Below are 15,947 nucleotides of genomic sequence, written 5' to 3'. Positions count from 1 at the left end.
TTACGCTCGCCGTACCCGCAACACGATCACGCTTCGCTGCCTCATGAACCTTCGCCACCTTCTCGCCACGTCCGCCGCCACGGCGCTGCTCTCCCCGATCGCCCATGCTGCCGGTGACACGACGCTCACGCAGCCGCCCCGATCGGCCGACAGCACCGACCTGCCGACGATCACCGTGACCGACACGCGCCACCTGCCCGAGTCGTTCGACCAGCGCTATGCGACGACGCAGGTGCTCACGCGCGCCGATCTCGACCGCTTGTCGCCGAGCGACCCCAGCATCACGCAGGCGCTCGCGACGCTGCCGGGCGTGACCGTGTCGCAAACCGGCGGCCCGGGCTCGTCCGCGTCGGTCAGCATTCGCGGCTCGTCGGCCAGCCAGGTCGCGGTGTTCATCGACGGGATCCGGATCGGCTCGCCGACCACCGGCATCGCACCGTGGGCCGACCTGCCGACCGAAGCGTTCGAACGCGTCGAGGTGATTTCGGGGCCGGCTGCCGCGTCGTTCGGCGCGAATGCGATGGGCGGCGTCGTGCAATTGTTCACGCGCCGCGCGGCCAACCAGCCGAACCAGACCACCGTGTCGTTCGGCGGCGGCTCGAACAAGACCTTCGACACGCAGCTGCGCACGTCGGGCACCGTGCCGTCGACCGGCCCGCTCGCCGCGCTCGGCGGCATCACGTACGCCCTCGGGCTGCACGACTACAACACGGCCGGCATCGATGCGACGCGGCCCGTGTTGCCGTACCACGAGGACGGCCGCAATCCATATCACGCGCAGGATCTCGATGCGCGCCTCGGCTATGCGCGCGACAACTGGTCGATCTCGACGTTCGCGCTGTATCACCGTTCCGACCTGTCGTTCGACAACGCCGGCTTCTCGAACCGCGAACTCGATCATCAGCTGACGACCGGCGTCGCGTTCCATCTCGACATCACGCCCGACATGCAGTTCGACCAGTCGTTCGGTTATGCGAACGACCGGCAGTTCCTGTATGCGAGCGACCCGACCGTTTCGACCGACCAGATCAATTCGCAACGCATCACGTCGTCGACGTCGCTGACGCACCAGCAGCACGGCTTTCACCTGTTCGGCCTGCCGCTGTCGGGCGAGACGAAGATCGCGTACGACTTCACGCGCGAGCAGGCGTTCCTGCCGGTGGACGCGCCGGACGGTGTGCCGACGCGCAACGATTCCGCGTTCTCGCTGCATCAGTCGGCGACGCTCGGCAGCGTGACGATGTTCGTCGCGGGCCGGCACGAGATCATCGCGGGGAAAGCCGTGAACACCGGTAACGCGGCGCTCGCGTGGGCGATCACGCCGGTCTATACGGCGCGCGTGTCGTACGGCAATGCGTTCCGCCTGCCGTCGTTCAACGACCTGTACTACCCCGGCTACGGCAATCCGAACCTCAACCCCGAACGCAGCGATTCGGTCGAGGCCGCGCTCGACGCGAACACCGCGTACGGCACGTTCAGCGCCGCGATCTACGACACGCGCGTCAGCAACCTGATCGCGTACAACCCCGCGACCTTCTCGCCGATCAATATCGGCCGCGCGCATATTCGCGGGATCGACCTGTCGTACAAGGGCACGATCGGCCGCTATACCCCGGTGAGCGTCGCGATCGGGTTCCTGAACCCGCAGGACGAAACCAACGACAGCTGGCTGAGCCGCCGGCCGCGTCAGACCGTCAGCGCGAGCATCGACCACACGTGGGACGAATTCCGCCTGCACGCGCTGAGCACGGGCGCGTCGCTGAACTACGGCGGCACGACGTTCGATGACCCGGCCAACGCCACCTACCTGCCGTCGTACCTGACCGTGAACCTGCGTGCGTCGTACAAGATCAACTCGCACCTGACGGTGTCGGCGACGCTGTCGAACCTGTTCGACCGGCAATACATGACCGCGTACGGGTACAACACGCTCGGCCGCACCGCGTTCGGCAAGGTCAGCTACACGTTCTGACCGGGGCGGTGGCCGGTGCATCGGCCGCTATCTGCACCTCGTCGCGGGTGTCGATGCGCATGGGGTGGTGGCCGGTGTCGAGTGTCGCCACCGCCGAACCAATGCGTTCGATCACGCCAAGATGAGGGTCACGACCACACGACGCCCCGTACGCCCGCAACCAGCTGGATCGCGCCGAACACGGCGATCACGACGGCCGACACGCGCGACAGCCCGTGCATGAACGTCGGCGACATCTTCGTGCGCAATGCGGCGGTCGCGCCGCTCAGGCACAGCCACCACGTCGCGGAACCGACGAATACGCCGGCTACCATCAGCGCCACGGTCGTCCCCATCGCACCTTCCTGCGGGCCGGCCAGCGGCCCGAGCGCAGCGAAAATCCCGACGAACGACAGGATCGTCATCGGGTTGGACAGCGTGAGGCCGAACGTCGTCAGGAAATCGCGCAACACGGTCGTGCGCGCCACGTCGCCTTGCAGCGCCGCCCCCGCAGGTGCCTGCCGCGCGATGGACCAGGCCAGCCACACGAGGAACGCGCCACCGCCGATTTTCAGCGCGACGGTCAGCATCGGAAACGCGGTGACGATGCCGGCGACGCCCAGCGCACCCAGCAGGCCATAAAGCGCATCGGCGCATGCGGCCCCGATGCCGGTGGCAAAGCCCGCATGAAAACCGCGGCTCAGGCTGCGCTGGATGCACAGCATGCCGATCGGGCCGACCGGCACCGCGATCGACAATCCCATCACCACCGACTTGATGAACAGCATGGCGGGCTCCTCGCGACACGCAATGACTTGAACTGTCATCGTAGGGAAAGTCCGATCACCGCTGAAGGCGGTTTTTAAGGAAAAATGGGCGCTTCACCTTAAAAACTCCGCCGCGATGGATGAACTCGACTGGAAGGTAATCGCGCTGCTGCAGGCCAGCGGCCGCATCAGCTACACGGAACTGGCGCGCCAGGTTCACCTGTCGGTGCCGGCGGTGACGGAGCGCGTGAAGCGCCTCGAATCGGCCGGTGTGATCGACGGTTATACGGCACGCGTCAATCCGGCCGCGGCCGGCTATCCGGTAAGCGCGCTGATCGGCATCACGGTGCCGCAGCCGGCCAAGGCGAAGTTCCTGAAGCTGTTGGAATCGATTCCCGAAGTGGTCGAGTGCCACCACGTGACCGGCGCGGATTCCTACGTGATGCGGTTCGTCGCCGTGAGCATGGCGCACCTCGAGCAGCTGATCGAACGCATCAACCTGTATGGCGAAACGCGTACGTCGATCGTGATGTCGACGCCGCTGCCGGCGCGCGGGCTGGCGCGCCCGGCTGCGGAGACCAAGGGCATGCGGGGGTGACGGAATGCGCCGCGCTGCGCGATGCTGTGCACTGCGCACCTTGCACGAAGGGGACAATCTGCCATGTCGGTTATCGGACTTGATCATTACAACCTGCGCGCGGATCGGGCGACGCTCGAGACGCTGCGCGATTTCTACGTGAACGTCGTCGGACTCGCACCCGGCTATCGGCCGCCGTTCCAGAGTGCCGGCTATTGGCTGTACGCGGGGGCGCGAGCGATTCTCCACCTGTCGGAAGCGCGGCCGGGCGAGGTGCGGCCGTCGCACGTCGTCAATACGTTCGACCATATGGCGTTTGCATGCGAGAACGCCTCGGAAATGGAACGGCGCCTGGCCGAAGCGCAGGTCCGGTACTCGCGCACCTACGTGCCGCTCACGCGGCAGCTTCAGATCTTTTTTACCGATCCGGCCGGGAATGGTGTCGAGTTGAATTTCGCTGAAAGCGACAGAAATTGCGGCGACGAACGGAATTAGCGTACGGCACATCGATCAATGCACGCTCAAGTAACCGTTCCATCGCCGCCAGACACTTCGGCCATTGCCTAAGATGAATCGATCCAACGCGAAACTGATCACCCTCGTTCTGCGACTTCTATTCGCCAGCCTTTGCTGGCTGGCCACCAGTTCGCCAGCCAGCCCTTTTACAGCTCAGACCAGCAAGCTGAATGCGTCCATGTCTGATCTGCCACGTTACGAAAAACTGCCGTTATTCAGCCCGCATCGTAAATCCTTCGCGTGCGTGTATCAGGACCAGCACGTCCCGCCTGTCGATCCCCAGGCTGAATTGTGGTTTCAGCAGGCACTTGCGCTTGATAACCCGAACATTGACTACGAGAAGCGCGATTACGCGAAGATTTACCAACTCTACTCGCAGGCCGCCGAGCGCAATCACTGGAAGGCCATGCTCAATATCGCCTCGCTGATATTGAGCGATCGTCACGGCGTACCAACCCACGATCCCGAAACCGCTATTCGCTGGGTAGAAAAAGCGATGAAACTGGGTGTGCCTGACGCCTACGACATGATGGGAATCTACCATCAGAATGGGCTGGTTAAGGGTGGCGATGCCACCAGTGCCTATGCATTCTTCCAGCGTGCGGCTGATATGGGCAGCCCGTCCGCACAAACATTCATCGGAACAAAGACGGATGCTGCATACGACGATCCGGGTGGTGAATTTTGGGGGAATTTGCCCATCGCGACACAAATGCTGGAATGTGCCTTCGCACAAGGATATGGATCTGCTGCGAAAGAGTTAGGACACGTCTACACCAGACCGCAAACCGCTGAAGCGAAGCTGCGCGCGCTTCATGTTCTTCATCAGGGGGTCAAGCTAGGCTCCGCTGAATGTGCCAATAAGCTGTTTACTGAGTTCGATGGGATGGACCTTACTGATGGAACCAACCTGGTCGGGCATATCGACAAAGCACGTGCTGAACGCTACAGCAAGCTAGGGGATGCGCTCGAGTTCTATCAGGGTCGCTTGAAGCTGCCGAATCTTGACAAGGTACTCCCCCTGCCACCCGCCCCGTTGCCGAAATGGGATGGTAAAGCACAGACGCTGATCGACGGCGCAAAGGCCGTGACACCGCCCCCGAACCCGCAAAAGAGTGCGGCGCTACAAGGCCGGGAATTCATTCCGGACGGGTATGCCGTGGCGGACACCAAGGCGATACGGTCGAATGAAGGGCACCACAGAGCGTGACAAAGTCACCGTTCCCCGGAATACTCGCCGGACGCGCAATCCCTCGCCTCCCGCACAGTGCCTGCGATCGTTCCCGGGCACGATGTGCCGCATGCGGACCTAAACGTTTGGCATCGGCGAGTCATGCCCGCCATCACGCGCGACGGGCCTTACCTCTGCTTCTGGAGCTTCACGATCGTCAGCACACCGTTCACGCGTTCAACCCGGACCTTGACCTTGTCATCCACGTGCAGCGACTCGAGCATCGCCGGATCGCCGGCCTTGAACGCCATCGTCATCGCCCCCATCCCGACGTTCTCAAGCGCGCCGTGCTTTAGCGTCACCATGCCATGCTCGGCATCGATCCGTTTCACTTCGGCACCGGTCAGCGCGGCATCCGGCTTCGACATCTTCATGTCGCCGCCCATATTCATGTCTGACATGCTTCCGGCCGCGCGCACCGGCATTGCCAGGGCGACGGCCATCACGCCGAACGCGGCGACGGCAATGCATCGAATCTTCATGGAGACACTCCCCGCGGGAGGATGACTGACGCGCGCGTCAAACCAGCAACGTCGCGACCGCCCACACGATCAGCACGGCACCCAGCGCGCGGCCGACCCGCTCGCCGCCGGGCAACACCTTCTCGACCAGCACGAACAACGACAACGCGACGATCCACACGACGTTCATCACGCCGCCGACGAACAGCAGCGCCATCAGCAGCCAGCAACAGCCGACGCAATACGCGCCGTGACGCACGCCGAGCAGGAAACTGCCCGTCACGCCCGGACGCCAGTACGTCGTGAGAAACCGTACCGGCGACCGGCATTGCCGCAGACACGCCTGCTTAAGCGGCGAGAACTGATAGAGGCCTGCCAGCGCGAGGACGATTGCGGAGAGCACGGCGCTCTTCGACCACAGCATCATCCCGGAGATCAGGCCGACAGGCTGCAGCAGCATCTGCAGAACGGCGGCGGCGACCGAGAACGCGAACCAGGCAGCCAGATAGCCGGCCAGCAGGCACGCCGACGTGAATGCCGCGGCCGCACCGTCCGGATCGTGATGCCGCAGCACGCGCCGGTACAGCAGCACGAGCGGTGCCGCACCCGGCGTCATCATCGCGATCATCATCACCCACCACATCAGGATCACGGTGGCCAGCGACGGGTCCATCGCACCCATGTCGTCGGCGAGCCGATGCGGGAACAACGCGAGCGCCGTCATGTCCAGCGCCGACATGCCGGTTCCTGCCCCCGCCCACAGGTAGGCCCAGCACGCGCCGACGAGCACGGCCATGCCGAGCAGCGTGACGACGCGCTCGCGCCCGAGAAACTCGTCGACCCGGATCATGCGGCGACGCGATGCCGGATCAGCCCGTGATTGTTCAGATGCAGCCGTGCGAACTGCGCATAGGTCCGCTCGAGGTTCAGCTCGATGTGCCCACGCGAACGGCCGGTGCCGGAACCGATCTCGGCGAGCTCGTATTCGAAGCCGTGCGGCAGGTCGATCCGCACGCGATGTTCTGCGCCTGACACCGGATTGACGATCGGTTCGCCGACGACGTCGAACACGCCATCGACGCTGATCCGGCCGCGCCGCGCGTCGACATCGACGTCGAACTCGATCTTCGCGAAGATGGGTTCGTAGGCCTGTTCGAGCGTCGATGCGAACACGGCGAACATCGTCGCGAATGGATCGGTATCCTGACCGGTCATGATCTTCAGCACGGCCTCGCACTGCGCGGGGCTCGCGCGCTCGTCGACGATCGGCTGGCACCGTCCATGCCCTTCGTGAATCGGCCCAGGCCACTGGAACACGACCGCGATCCGCACGCCGTCGAGCACCACGTCGCCGTAGTGGCCGCTGTCGATCGAAATCGCACCCATCGCTTCGCAACTGCCATGCGTCGGCAGTGAATTGAACTGGCAGGGACAACCGTATGAACAATTGCAGTTCATCAGCTCGGTTCCCTGAATCTCCCACGGCGTCATGGCTTCACCTCGCGCGGTCGGTGACACGTAACGCTTGGAATCTAGTGCACCGTACAGGGGAAAGCAAAGTACGCGGGATGCGCGTCGGCATGCACCACGACCTCGCCCGCGTCGCATGCAACGGCCGTGCACCGACGAATGGCTGGCGTCGTCGCGCAGCCGTATCGATGCGAGTCGAACGGCAGGAAACGGAGCGGTCGATCGATCGCATTCAGACCCGGCGAGCGAGAGGTCGCAGTGACTGGCGCGTCACGTCAAATGCGGGCATCCCGCATCGGTCCTGGTACATACTGTCACGCAATCGAAGACTCCGGAACATCGCCGCCGCCCCGGATGGCCGTCATGCGCGTTCAAAGTGCGTTGCTCTTTCTCGTCGGCACCCTGCTCACCGCGGGCGGCTACGGTGCGACCTTCCTGCTGTCGATGCGGTTTCGCATGATCGGCGGCAGCGATCTCGATACCAGTGCGGCACTGGCCGCGGCGACGGCCGGTACCTTCGTCGGCCTGTCGGTGGTCGGCTGGTTCTCGCAGCAGATCGGCGCCGCGCGCATCGCCGCGCTGTCGTCGCTGTGCATCGGCGCCGGCATCGCCGGTTTCGCCCTTGTCGGGCGCGCGCCGTCCGCCGACTTGCCGTCGGGCTTCCTCGTCGGCTTCGGCTGGGGCGCGTTTCACCTGGCTGCGCCGATGTCGCTCGCCGAGCGCATCAGCGGCGCCGCGCGCAACGTGTGGTTCTTCCGGTCGGCGACCTTTCAGATGACCGGGATCGGCGCATCCCCCGCGTTTGCCGCGTATGCGATGCGGCTGCTCCACTGGTCGATCGACGACACGCTTTACGCGGTCGGCGCGCTGTGCGTGCTCGCGTCGCTGATGCTGGAAGCGTTCGGCCGCCAGTATCCGCGGCCGCCCGCCGCCCCCGCCGGCGGCCGCTGGGTACGCGAGCTCCCCGCCATCTCGCGCACGCGCGCGGCTGTGCCGATCGCGATGATTGCGCTCGGCACCTGCGTGTTTTCCGGGTTGATGACGTTCCAGATGTCGTTCGTGCAAGGCACGCAAGCGCGTGCCGGCACATTCTTCAGTCTTTACACGGTGACGGTGGTCAGCGCGCGCTGGCTGCTCGGGCGATGGGTCCGGATGGCGCGCCCCGAAACCGCGACGAAGGGTCTGCTCGTGATGATGCTGCTCGGCGCGCTCGCGATGTTCGGCGCGTCCGTGAACGTGTCGTTCCAGTCGATCGCTGCCGTGCTGCTCGGCGCCGGCTACGGGCTCATGTACCCGGTCATCCAGGCACAAGCGCTGAACAATTGCGCGGATACGCAACAGCACGGCGTGCTGACCTGGTTCGTCGCGTCGTATTTCATCGGCACGTTCGGCTTTCCGTCGGTCGGCGGCTGGGTGATGGTGCACGCCGGCAAGGGCGCGTTGCTGATGTTGATCGCCAGTTGCGGGCTCGCGGCGCTGTCGCTCGCGATCCTGCACGACCGGCCGGCGCCGGCGCGCACGCAGTGAGCGTGCCGCGCGACGTCTGCGCGGTCAGCCGGCCTTTTTTGGCGCGCGGGCGACGGAGAACCATGCCATCATCGCGCCGGCGACCCACGCGCAGGTCAGCAGCAGGTCCACGTCCATCATCCCTTCGAAATTCGCGCTGTTTTCGAAACTGCAATGCCGGCCACCGAGGAATTCGATGCAACCGCTGGCGACCCACTGGATGTGCATGAATACGTGATAGACGGCAAAAGCCGAAGCGATGATGGCGACGCGCAGGCGTGTAGTCGGTTTCATTCGGCGCCTGAGGCGGTAGGCTGATCTGACGCCGATCTTAAGACAACGACGCCGCATCAGGCAATCGATCCCGCGCGAACGGCATCGCCGGCATGCGCACCCGCGAATCGCCATCCGCATAAACCCGGAGAAACAGCCATGACCACCCCTCACACCATCGCGCTGATTGTCGACCCTGAATACGGCGAGCGGATTCGCGACGTCGCCGCCGGCGTTCGGCACACCTGGGTCGTGGCGAGCGATGCGAACGATGCGGTCGTCGAGCGGATTTGGCGCCAAGCACGCACCGAGCGCACGTCCGGCGATGACCGCAGCGTCACGAAGTTCGATCGCAGCGGCGACGACCGGGAAAGCGTGTGCGAACGAATCCTCGATGGAATAGACGATCATCACGGCAGGCCTGCGCATCGTCACGGTTACACGGCGCTCGACGTACATGGCGTCGCGCTTTCGGCCCGGCTTCGTTCAGCGCTCGTCGCGCGCGGGTTTGCGGCATTCACGCCGACGAACGACGGCTTCCTCGCCTGCATGCCTCCATCGACTGACCGATGACGCGTGCCGCTTACGCGTCGTCGATCAGCCTCAGCGTCTTCAGGCAATCGACCGCGAGCTGCTGATAGATCCGCGTGCCGTTCGCCTTCGCGGCGATCTCCGCGTCGCTCAGGCGCCTCACCACGCGCCCCGGCACGCCCGCGAGCAGCACGCCGCGCGGCACGTCGTAGCCGGCCTTCACGAACGCGCACGCGGCGACGATGGTAGTCGCGCCGATCGTCGCGCCGTCCATCACGACCGCATTCATCCCGATCATCGTGTCCGGTTCGAGCGTCGCGCCATGCACGATCGCGCCGTGTCCGACGTGGCTGTTCACGCCGAGCCTGCACGTTTCTCCAATCCCGACATGCAGCACGCAGCCGTCCTGCACGTTGCTGCCCTGTTCGACGACGATCGCACCGAAGTCACCGCGCAAGCTCGCATGCGGGCCGATATAGCAGCCCGCGCCGATCGTCACATCGCCGATCACGACCGCGCTCGGATGCACGTACGCGGACGGGTCGACGCGCGGGCGCATGCCGTTGAATTCGAACAGCGGCATCGCTCAGAGCGCCGCGGCCGCTTCGGGCACGAGCGTGAACAGGTCGCCGACCACACCGTAGTCGGCCACGCTGAAGATCGGCGCTTCCGGATCCTTGTTGATCGCGACGATCACCTTCGAATCCTTCATGCCGGCCAGATGCTGGATCGCACCCGAGATGCCCACCGCGATGTACAGCTGCGGCGCGACGATCTTGCCGGTCTGGCCGACCTGGTAGTCGTTCGGCACGTAGCCTGCGTCCACTGCAGCGCGTGACGCGCCCAGTGCTGCCGACAGCTTGTCGGCCAGCGGCTCCAGCACCTTCGTGTAGTTCTCGCCGCTGCCCAGACCGCGGCCGCCCGACACGATGATGTTGGCGCTGGTGAGTTCGGGGCGATCGAGTTTCGTCACCTCGCGGCTGATGAACCGCGAGACACCCGCGTCCGCCGCGGCATCGATCTTGTCGACCGATGCGCTACCGCCTTCCGCTGCAACCGGATCGAAACCCGTTGCACGCACCGTGACCACCTTGATCGGATCGCTCGACTGCACCGTCGCGATCGCGTTGCCTGCGTAGATCGGCCGCTCGAACGTATCGGCCGATACCACCGCCGTGATCTCCGAAATCTGCGCGACGTCCAGCTTCGCGGCGATACGCGGTGCAACGTTCTTTCCGTACGCCGTGGCCGGCGCGAGGATGTGCGAGTAGTTCGACGCGAGGGCCAACACGGTCGCCTCGACGTTTTCGGCGAGACCGTCGGCAAGCTGCGGCGCGTCGGCCAGCAGCACCTTCGAAACACCTGCGATCTTCGCTGCCGCATCGGCCGCGCGCTGCGCGTTGTGCCCTGCGACCAGCACGTGGATGTCACCGCCGACGAATTTGCCGACTTCGGCCGCCGCCGCCGCCGCATTCAGCGTCGCGGCCTTGATCGACGCGTTGTCGTGTTCTGCAATTACCAGAATCGTCATGTCCGTCAGCTCCCTGTTAGAGCACCTTGGCTTCGGTCTTCAGCTTCTCGACCAGCGTCTTCACGTCCGGCACCTTCACGCCGGCTGCGCGCTTCGGCGGCTCGTTCACCTTGAGCACCTTCAGGCGCGGTGCCACGTCCACGCCGAGTTCAGCGGGCCTGACGGTTTCCAGCGGCTTCTTCTTCGCTTTCATGATGTTCGGCAGCGTCACGTAGCGCGGCTCGTTCAAGCGCAGGTCGGTCGTCACAACTGCGGGCAGTTGAAGCGACAGCGTTTCCGCGCCGCCGTCGACTTCACGGGCGACCGTCACGCGGCCATCGGCTACCATCACCTTCGACGCGAACGTCGCTTGCGGCAGGCCAGCCAGCGCAGCCAGCATCTGCCCCGTCTGGTTCGAGTCGTCGTCGATCGCCTGCTTGCCGAGGATCACGAGCTGCGGCTGCTCGTTGTCGAACAGCGCTTTCAGCACCTTCGCGACACCGAGCGGCTCGACAGCGTCGTTCGTTTCGACGAGGATCGCGCGATCCGCGCCGATCGCGAGCGCCGTGCGCAGCGTTTCCTGCGCCTGCGCAACGCCGACCGACACGGCCACCACCTCCGTCACGACGCCCGCTTCCTTCAGCCGCACGGCCTCTTCCACCGCGATTTCGTCGAACGGGTTCATCGACATCTTCACGTTCGCGATGTCGACGCCGGTGCGGTCGGACTTCACGCCGACCTTCACGTTCGCGTCGACCACGCGCTTCACTGCCACGAGCACTTTCAACTGCCTGTCTCCTGTTTCGTTACGACCGTCGCCACGCGTCAACGCGCGGTGTATCCGCCGTCGATCACGAGCTCCGCGCCCGTCACGTAGCGTCCGGCCGGCGACACGAGATACAGGATGCCCGCGGCGATGTCGCGCGGGCTGCCGATTTTCGCCATCGGCACGTTCGCCTGCATGTATTCGAACACGCGGTCCGGATCCTGGCCCATCTGGCGGAACGCGTCCTCGAGCATCGGCGTGCGGATATAGCCCGGATGCACCGAGTTCGCGCGAATGTTCTTCGTCGCATACAGCATCGCGTCGACCTTCGCCATCATCCGCACCGCCGCCTTCGACGCGTGATACGCGGGCACGTCCGGGCCGCCGACGATCCCGTACATCGACGACAGGTTCACGATCGAGCCGCCGCCGGCCGCTTCGATGTGCGGAATCGCGGCGCGCGTGCACAGGAACACGCCGTTGACGTTCACGTCCTGCACGCGCTGCCACTGCGCGAGCGTGAGCTCGTGCGTCGGCACGTTGTGCCCTTCGATGCCCGCGTTGTTCACAAGCACGTCGAGCCGCCCGAAGCGCGCGACGATCTCGGCGAACACGCGCGCGACGTCGTCCTCGTGCGTGACATCGAGCGACCAGAACGCGGCCTGGCCGCCCTGCGTGCGAATCTCTTCGACGAGCGCTTGCGCCGGTTGCGACAGCACGTCGAGGATCGCGACGCTCGCGCCGGCCGCGGCCAGCGTGCGGGCCGTTTCCGCGCCGATGCCGCGCGCGCCGCCGGTGATCGCGGCCACCTTGCCGCGCAGGTCGAACAGGTCTTCGATGAGTTTCATCACGTCTCCATGTAATCAGGCGGACCGGCCGCGAACGCGGCCGGCCATCAAGAACATCCAGCGTTATCGCGCATCCGGCGCGGCGAGGAAATCGAGGCATTCCCGATTGAAATACGCCGCGTGCTCCACCATCACCCAGTGGCCGCAGCGGTTCAGCAGCACGAAGCGCGCGTCGCGGCAGCGTTCGAGGAACGTCAGCGCGCCGCCGACCGGATTGAAGCGGTCGTCCGTGCCCCAGAAGCCGAGCACCGGGCAGCGCAGGTCGCCGAGCGCGCCCGTGAGGTTCGGCACGCTCATCGTCGACAGCACTTCAGTCGGCTGCTCGACGCACACCTTCATCCGCTCGGCGACGAGCGCGTCGGTGACGATCGAAGAATCATGCACCAGCAGCGTCAGCAGCTCGCGCATGGTGTCGTCATTCATCTGGCGATTGGTGAACAGCTTCACCATCCGCTGGATGCCTTCCATCCGGAAATAGGTATCGCGATCCTCGACGCCGCCCGGCGCCATCATGATCAGCCCGCCGACTTCGTCGGGGTAATCGAGCGCGTATTTCAGCGCGATCGCGCCGCCGAGCGAGTTGCCGAGCAGCACGGCCGGCCCGATGCCGAGCGCGGACAACTGCCCGTGCAGCGCGCCGACGAAGAAATCGAGCGTGTAGGCGACGTCGGACGGCTTCGACGATTGCCCGTAGCCCGGCAGGTCGACGACGATCGCGCGATGGCCTGCAGCGGCGAACGCCGGGTAGTTGTGCTTGAAGTTGCTGAAACCGCTGGCGCCCGGGCCGCTGCCGTGGATGAACACCACCGGCCGGCCTTCGCCCGCCTCGAAATGATGCAGGCGCAGGCCGCCCGGTACGTCGGTGAAGATGCCGGCCGGCGGCGTCGTGGGGGTCGTCATCGCGGGTTGTCTCCTTCGTCGGTCGCTGGATGCCTGCCACGATGATTGCGCCGCCGGCGCCGGCCGGCATCATCCTTTCAGACTACGAAGCCGCGCGCGCTTGTTTCTATCATCGGGCCACCGAAACGGAGGCAGACGATGAACGGATTCGACTACAGCGGCAAGACGGTGCTCGTGACGGGCGGCACCAAGGGCATCGGGCGGCGCATCGCCGAGCGGTTTCTCGCGGCGGGCGCGCGCGTGTTCGTGTGCGGGCGCAGCGCGCCCGACACGCCGCCTTCGGCCGGCGGCCGCACGGCCACCTTCATCGCGGCCGACCTGCGCGACGTCGAGCAGGTCGACGCGATGCTCGCGACGATCCGCGCGGCGACGGGTGTGCTGGACGTGCTCGTCAACAACGCGGGCGGCTCGCCGTTCGTGCTCGCGGCCGACGCGTCGCCGCGCTTCACCGAATCGATCGTGCGGCTGAACCTGATCGCGCCGCTGCAACTCGCGCAGCGCGTGAACGCGATCATGCAGCCGCAGCCGCACGGCGGTGTGATGCTGTTCATCGCGAGCGTCAGCGCATCGCGGCCGTCGCCCGGCACCGCCGCGTATGGGGCCGCGAAGGCGGGCCTCGTCAACGCAGTCACGTCGCTGGCCGTCGAGTGGGCGCCGCGCGTGCGCGTGTGCGCGATCAGCCCGAGCCTCGTGCAGACGGAATCCGCCACCGACGGCCACTACGGCGACGATGCCGCGCTCGACGCGATCCGCGCGACGATTCCTGCCGGCCGGCTCGCGACGCCCGACGACGTCGCGTCGGCGTGCCTGTTCCTCGCGTCGCCCGATGCGTCGTACACGTCCGGCGCGAACCTGCGGCTCGACGGCGGTGGCGAACGACCGGCGTTCCTGTCGGCGGCACAGGTGGACGCGCGATGACATACGTGGCACGTGCTGCGTCGATCGATAGTTTCCAGTCCTAGGGAAGTCATCTAGTTCATTTTGACGATTCCCTGCTACCGCGATCTCCCTACTCTGCCTCTCACGACAACCACAGTCGACCGTCGTCGATACCCCAGAGGAGACACCATGCATCAACGGATTTCGCGCCGTACCGACAAGCGGGCCACCGCCACGCTGTCGACGCTGGCCGCCGCGCTGCTGACGTGCGCCGTTCCGAACGCGCACGCCGGCAGCACGATCGAGCTTGGCGCCGACACGACGCTGGACTACACGTTCACGCTCAGTTACGGGCTCGGCATGCGCACGCGTGCGCCGAGCGGCAATCTGCTGACGCCCGCGAACATCAACGGCGACGACGGCGATCGCAACTTCGCGAAGAACAAGCTGATCGAGAACCAGGTCAGCCTGCTCGGCGAAGTGAACCTGAAGCACGACGACTGGGGCGTGTTCGTCCGCGCGAGCACGTTCTACGATCAGGCCTATCACCGCCCGAACTACAACGACGCGCCGGGCACCGTGAACCAGTCGGGCCAGTACAACAATTTCACGAGCGACGCACGCTACTGGTCGGGCGGCCACACGACGCTGCTCGCCGCCTATGCCTACAACACCTTCAAGCTCGGCGCGACGAGCCTGAACGTGAAGGTCGGCGACCAGGTGGTCGCCTGGGGCGAAAGCCTGTTCTTCCCGAACATCGCGGGCGCGCAAGGCCCGGCCGATGCCACCAAGTCCTATGTCGCCGGCGCTCAGGTGAAGGACATCCTGCTGCCGGTGCCGCAGATCTCGACGCAATGGCAGATCACGCCGAACTTCAGCCTGCTCGGCTACTACCAATTCTCGTTCCAGCAGAACCGCCTGACCGCGCCCGGCACGTACTGGAGCTATTCGGACGTGGTCGGCCCGGGCGCGCAGTTCATCGTCGGCCCGGGCGGGATGATCATTCCGCGCGGCGCCGACGACAAGCCGAGCGCCCGCAACCAGTGGGGCGTCGGCGCACGCTTGCGCGTGCTGGGGGACACCGAGATCGGCCTGTACCACCTGCACTACAACGACATGAACCCGAGCGTCGTCACGACGTTCTTTCCGACGCTCCAGTACCAGCAAAAGTATTTCAGCAACATCAAGCTGACCGGCGCGAGCTTCTCGACGCAGGTCGGCCCGGTGAACGTCGCGGGCGAAGTGTCGTACCGCCAGGGCGCGGCCGTGCTCGTCAACACGCCGACCGGCCCGCAATCGACGCGCGCGAACGTGCTGCAGACCAACCTGTCGGGCATCTACTCGATCGGGCCGAGCTTCCTCGCGAACTCGCAGTCGCTGATCGGGGAACTGACGTACGTGCATGCGGGCAGCATCTCCGAGCTCGACGGCTCGACGACGCTCGCCAACTCGCGCAACGCGCTCGCGATGGAGATCGCGTGGACGCTCAGCTACAAGAACGTGTTCAACGGCTGGGATCTCGACGTGCCGCTGACCTACACGCACGACCTGACCGGCACGTCGCCGCTCGCGGGCGCGCTCGGCTCGCTGACGGGCCAGGGCGATCACCGCGTGACGGCCGGCGTGACGTTCACGCGCCTGAGCAACCTGCAGCTGTCGCTCGTCTACGCCAAGTTCCTCGGTTCGCCCAACCCGGTCACGCGTCCGCTGTCGGATCGCGACTACGTGCTCGCCACGGCGACCTACCACTTCTGAGCGGCC

The 15,947-nt window shown here is 65.5% G+C and carries 17 protein-coding genes; 7 read left to right on the top strand and 10 right to left on the bottom strand.

The window, feature by feature from the left end; translation table 11 throughout:
* Positions 1-43: 43 nt before the first annotated feature.
* The gene (locus tag C7H84_RS03330) at positions 44-1,972 is read left to right on the top strand and encodes a TonB-dependent receptor (protein ID WP_121857401.1); all 1,929 of its coding nucleotides are present in this window, start codon (positions 44-46) and stop codon (positions 1,970-1,972) included.
* A gap of 128 nt (positions 1,973-2,100) precedes the next feature.
* Here C7H84_RS03330 and C7H84_RS03325 read toward each other — a convergent pair whose 3' ends face one another.
* Entirely contained in the window at positions 2,101-2,739 is a 639-nt protein-coding gene (locus tag C7H84_RS03325; protein WP_121857400.1) for a LysE family transporter, read from the bottom strand.
* A 115-nt stretch (positions 2,740-2,854) separates the two neighbouring features.
* Between C7H84_RS03325 and C7H84_RS03320 the strand changes: the two genes are divergently transcribed.
* From C7H84_RS03320 to C7H84_RS03310, 3 genes are all read left to right on the top strand, one after another.
* Positions 2,855-3,316: an Lrp/AsnC family transcriptional regulator gene (locus C7H84_RS03320; protein ID WP_121857399.1), complete on the top strand. Its 462-nt coding sequence runs from the start codon at positions 2,855-2,857 to the stop codon at positions 3,314-3,316.
* Positions 3,317-3,379: 63 nt separating this feature from the next.
* Complete coding sequence (locus tag C7H84_RS03315) at positions 3,380-3,790, top strand: VOC family protein (RefSeq protein WP_121857398.1); 411 nt, start codon at positions 3,380-3,382, stop codon at positions 3,788-3,790.
* A gap of 73 nt (positions 3,791-3,863) precedes the next feature.
* Entirely contained in the window at positions 3,864-5,021 is a 1,158-nt protein-coding gene (locus C7H84_RS03310; RefSeq protein WP_240461951.1) for a DUF6396 domain-containing protein, read from the top strand.
* Positions 5,022-5,170: 149 nt separating this feature from the next.
* Here C7H84_RS03310 and C7H84_RS03305 read toward each other — a convergent pair whose 3' ends face one another.
* From C7H84_RS03305 to C7H84_RS03295, 3 genes are read right to left on the bottom strand one after another with little or no spacing between them, the layout of a single operon-like run.
* Entirely contained in the window at positions 5,171-5,524 is a 354-nt protein-coding gene (locus C7H84_RS03305) for a copper-binding protein (protein ID WP_121857397.1), read from the bottom strand.
* Positions 5,525-5,561: 37 nt separating this feature from the next.
* The gene (locus C7H84_RS03300; protein WP_121857396.1) at positions 5,562-6,353 is read right to left on the bottom strand and encodes a DUF2182 domain-containing protein; all 792 of its coding nucleotides are present in this window, start codon (positions 6,351-6,353) and stop codon (positions 5,562-5,564) included.
* Positions 6,350-6,994, bottom strand: coding sequence for a DUF1326 domain-containing protein (locus C7H84_RS03295; protein WP_121857395.1), 645 nt, complete (start codon positions 6,992-6,994; stop codon positions 6,350-6,352). The genes C7H84_RS03300 and C7H84_RS03295 overlap by 4 nt, the downstream gene beginning before the upstream one ends.
* 342 nt (positions 6,995-7,336) lie before the next feature.
* Here C7H84_RS03295 and C7H84_RS03290 point away from each other — a divergent pair, with 342 nt between their 5' ends.
* A complete protein-coding gene (locus C7H84_RS03290) occupies positions 7,337-8,500 on the top strand; it encodes an MFS transporter (protein WP_121857895.1) in 1,164 nt (387 codons plus the stop codon).
* A 24-nt stretch (positions 8,501-8,524) separates the two neighbouring features.
* Here the strand turns inward: C7H84_RS03290 and C7H84_RS03285 are convergent, their stop codons facing one another.
* The 6 genes from C7H84_RS03285 to C7H84_RS03255 form a co-directional block, all read right to left on the bottom strand.
* Complete coding sequence (locus tag C7H84_RS03285; protein ID WP_121857394.1) at positions 8,525-8,773, bottom strand: hypothetical protein; 249 nt, start codon at positions 8,771-8,773, stop codon at positions 8,525-8,527.
* Between the two features lie 562 nt (positions 8,774-9,335).
* Positions 9,336-9,866, bottom strand: a complete 531-nt coding sequence (locus tag C7H84_RS03275; RefSeq protein WP_121857392.1) for a transferase hexapeptide repeat family protein — start codon at positions 9,864-9,866, stop codon at positions 9,336-9,338.
* Between the two features lie 3 nt (positions 9,867-9,869).
* The gene (locus C7H84_RS03270; RefSeq protein WP_121857391.1) at positions 9,870-10,814 is read right to left on the bottom strand and encodes an FAD-binding protein; all 945 of its coding nucleotides are present in this window, start codon (positions 10,812-10,814) and stop codon (positions 9,870-9,872) included.
* A 16-nt stretch (positions 10,815-10,830) separates the two neighbouring features.
* Positions 10,831-11,580, bottom strand: coding sequence for an electron transfer flavoprotein subunit beta/FixA family protein (locus C7H84_RS03265; protein WP_121857390.1), 750 nt, complete (start codon positions 11,578-11,580; stop codon positions 10,831-10,833).
* Positions 11,581-11,618: 38 nt separating this feature from the next.
* Positions 11,619-12,407, bottom strand: a complete 789-nt coding sequence (locus tag C7H84_RS03260; protein ID WP_121857389.1) for a glucose 1-dehydrogenase — start codon at positions 12,405-12,407, stop codon at positions 11,619-11,621.
* Between the two features lie 63 nt (positions 12,408-12,470).
* Complete coding sequence (locus tag C7H84_RS03255; RefSeq protein WP_121857388.1) at positions 12,471-13,307, bottom strand: alpha/beta fold hydrolase; 837 nt, start codon at positions 13,305-13,307, stop codon at positions 12,471-12,473.
* A 138-nt stretch (positions 13,308-13,445) separates the two neighbouring features.
* Here C7H84_RS03255 and C7H84_RS03250 point away from each other — a divergent pair, with 138 nt between their 5' ends.
* Complete coding sequence (locus C7H84_RS03250; RefSeq protein WP_121857387.1) at positions 13,446-14,225, top strand: SDR family oxidoreductase; 780 nt, start codon at positions 13,446-13,448, stop codon at positions 14,223-14,225.
* Between the two features lie 150 nt (positions 14,226-14,375).
* The gene (locus C7H84_RS03245; RefSeq protein WP_121857386.1) at positions 14,376-15,941 is read left to right on the top strand and encodes a DUF1302 family protein; all 1,566 of its coding nucleotides are present in this window, start codon (positions 14,376-14,378) and stop codon (positions 15,939-15,941) included.
* Positions 15,942-15,947 lie beyond the last annotated feature (6 nt).

This window comes from Burkholderia sp. Nafp2/4-1b (assembly GCF_003635165.1).
Taxonomy (GTDB): Bacteria; Pseudomonadota; Gammaproteobacteria; order Burkholderiales; family Burkholderiaceae; genus Burkholderia.
The sequence above is the reverse complement of the archived record's forward strand: the minus strand, read 5'-3'. Positions and strand labels throughout refer to the sequence as shown.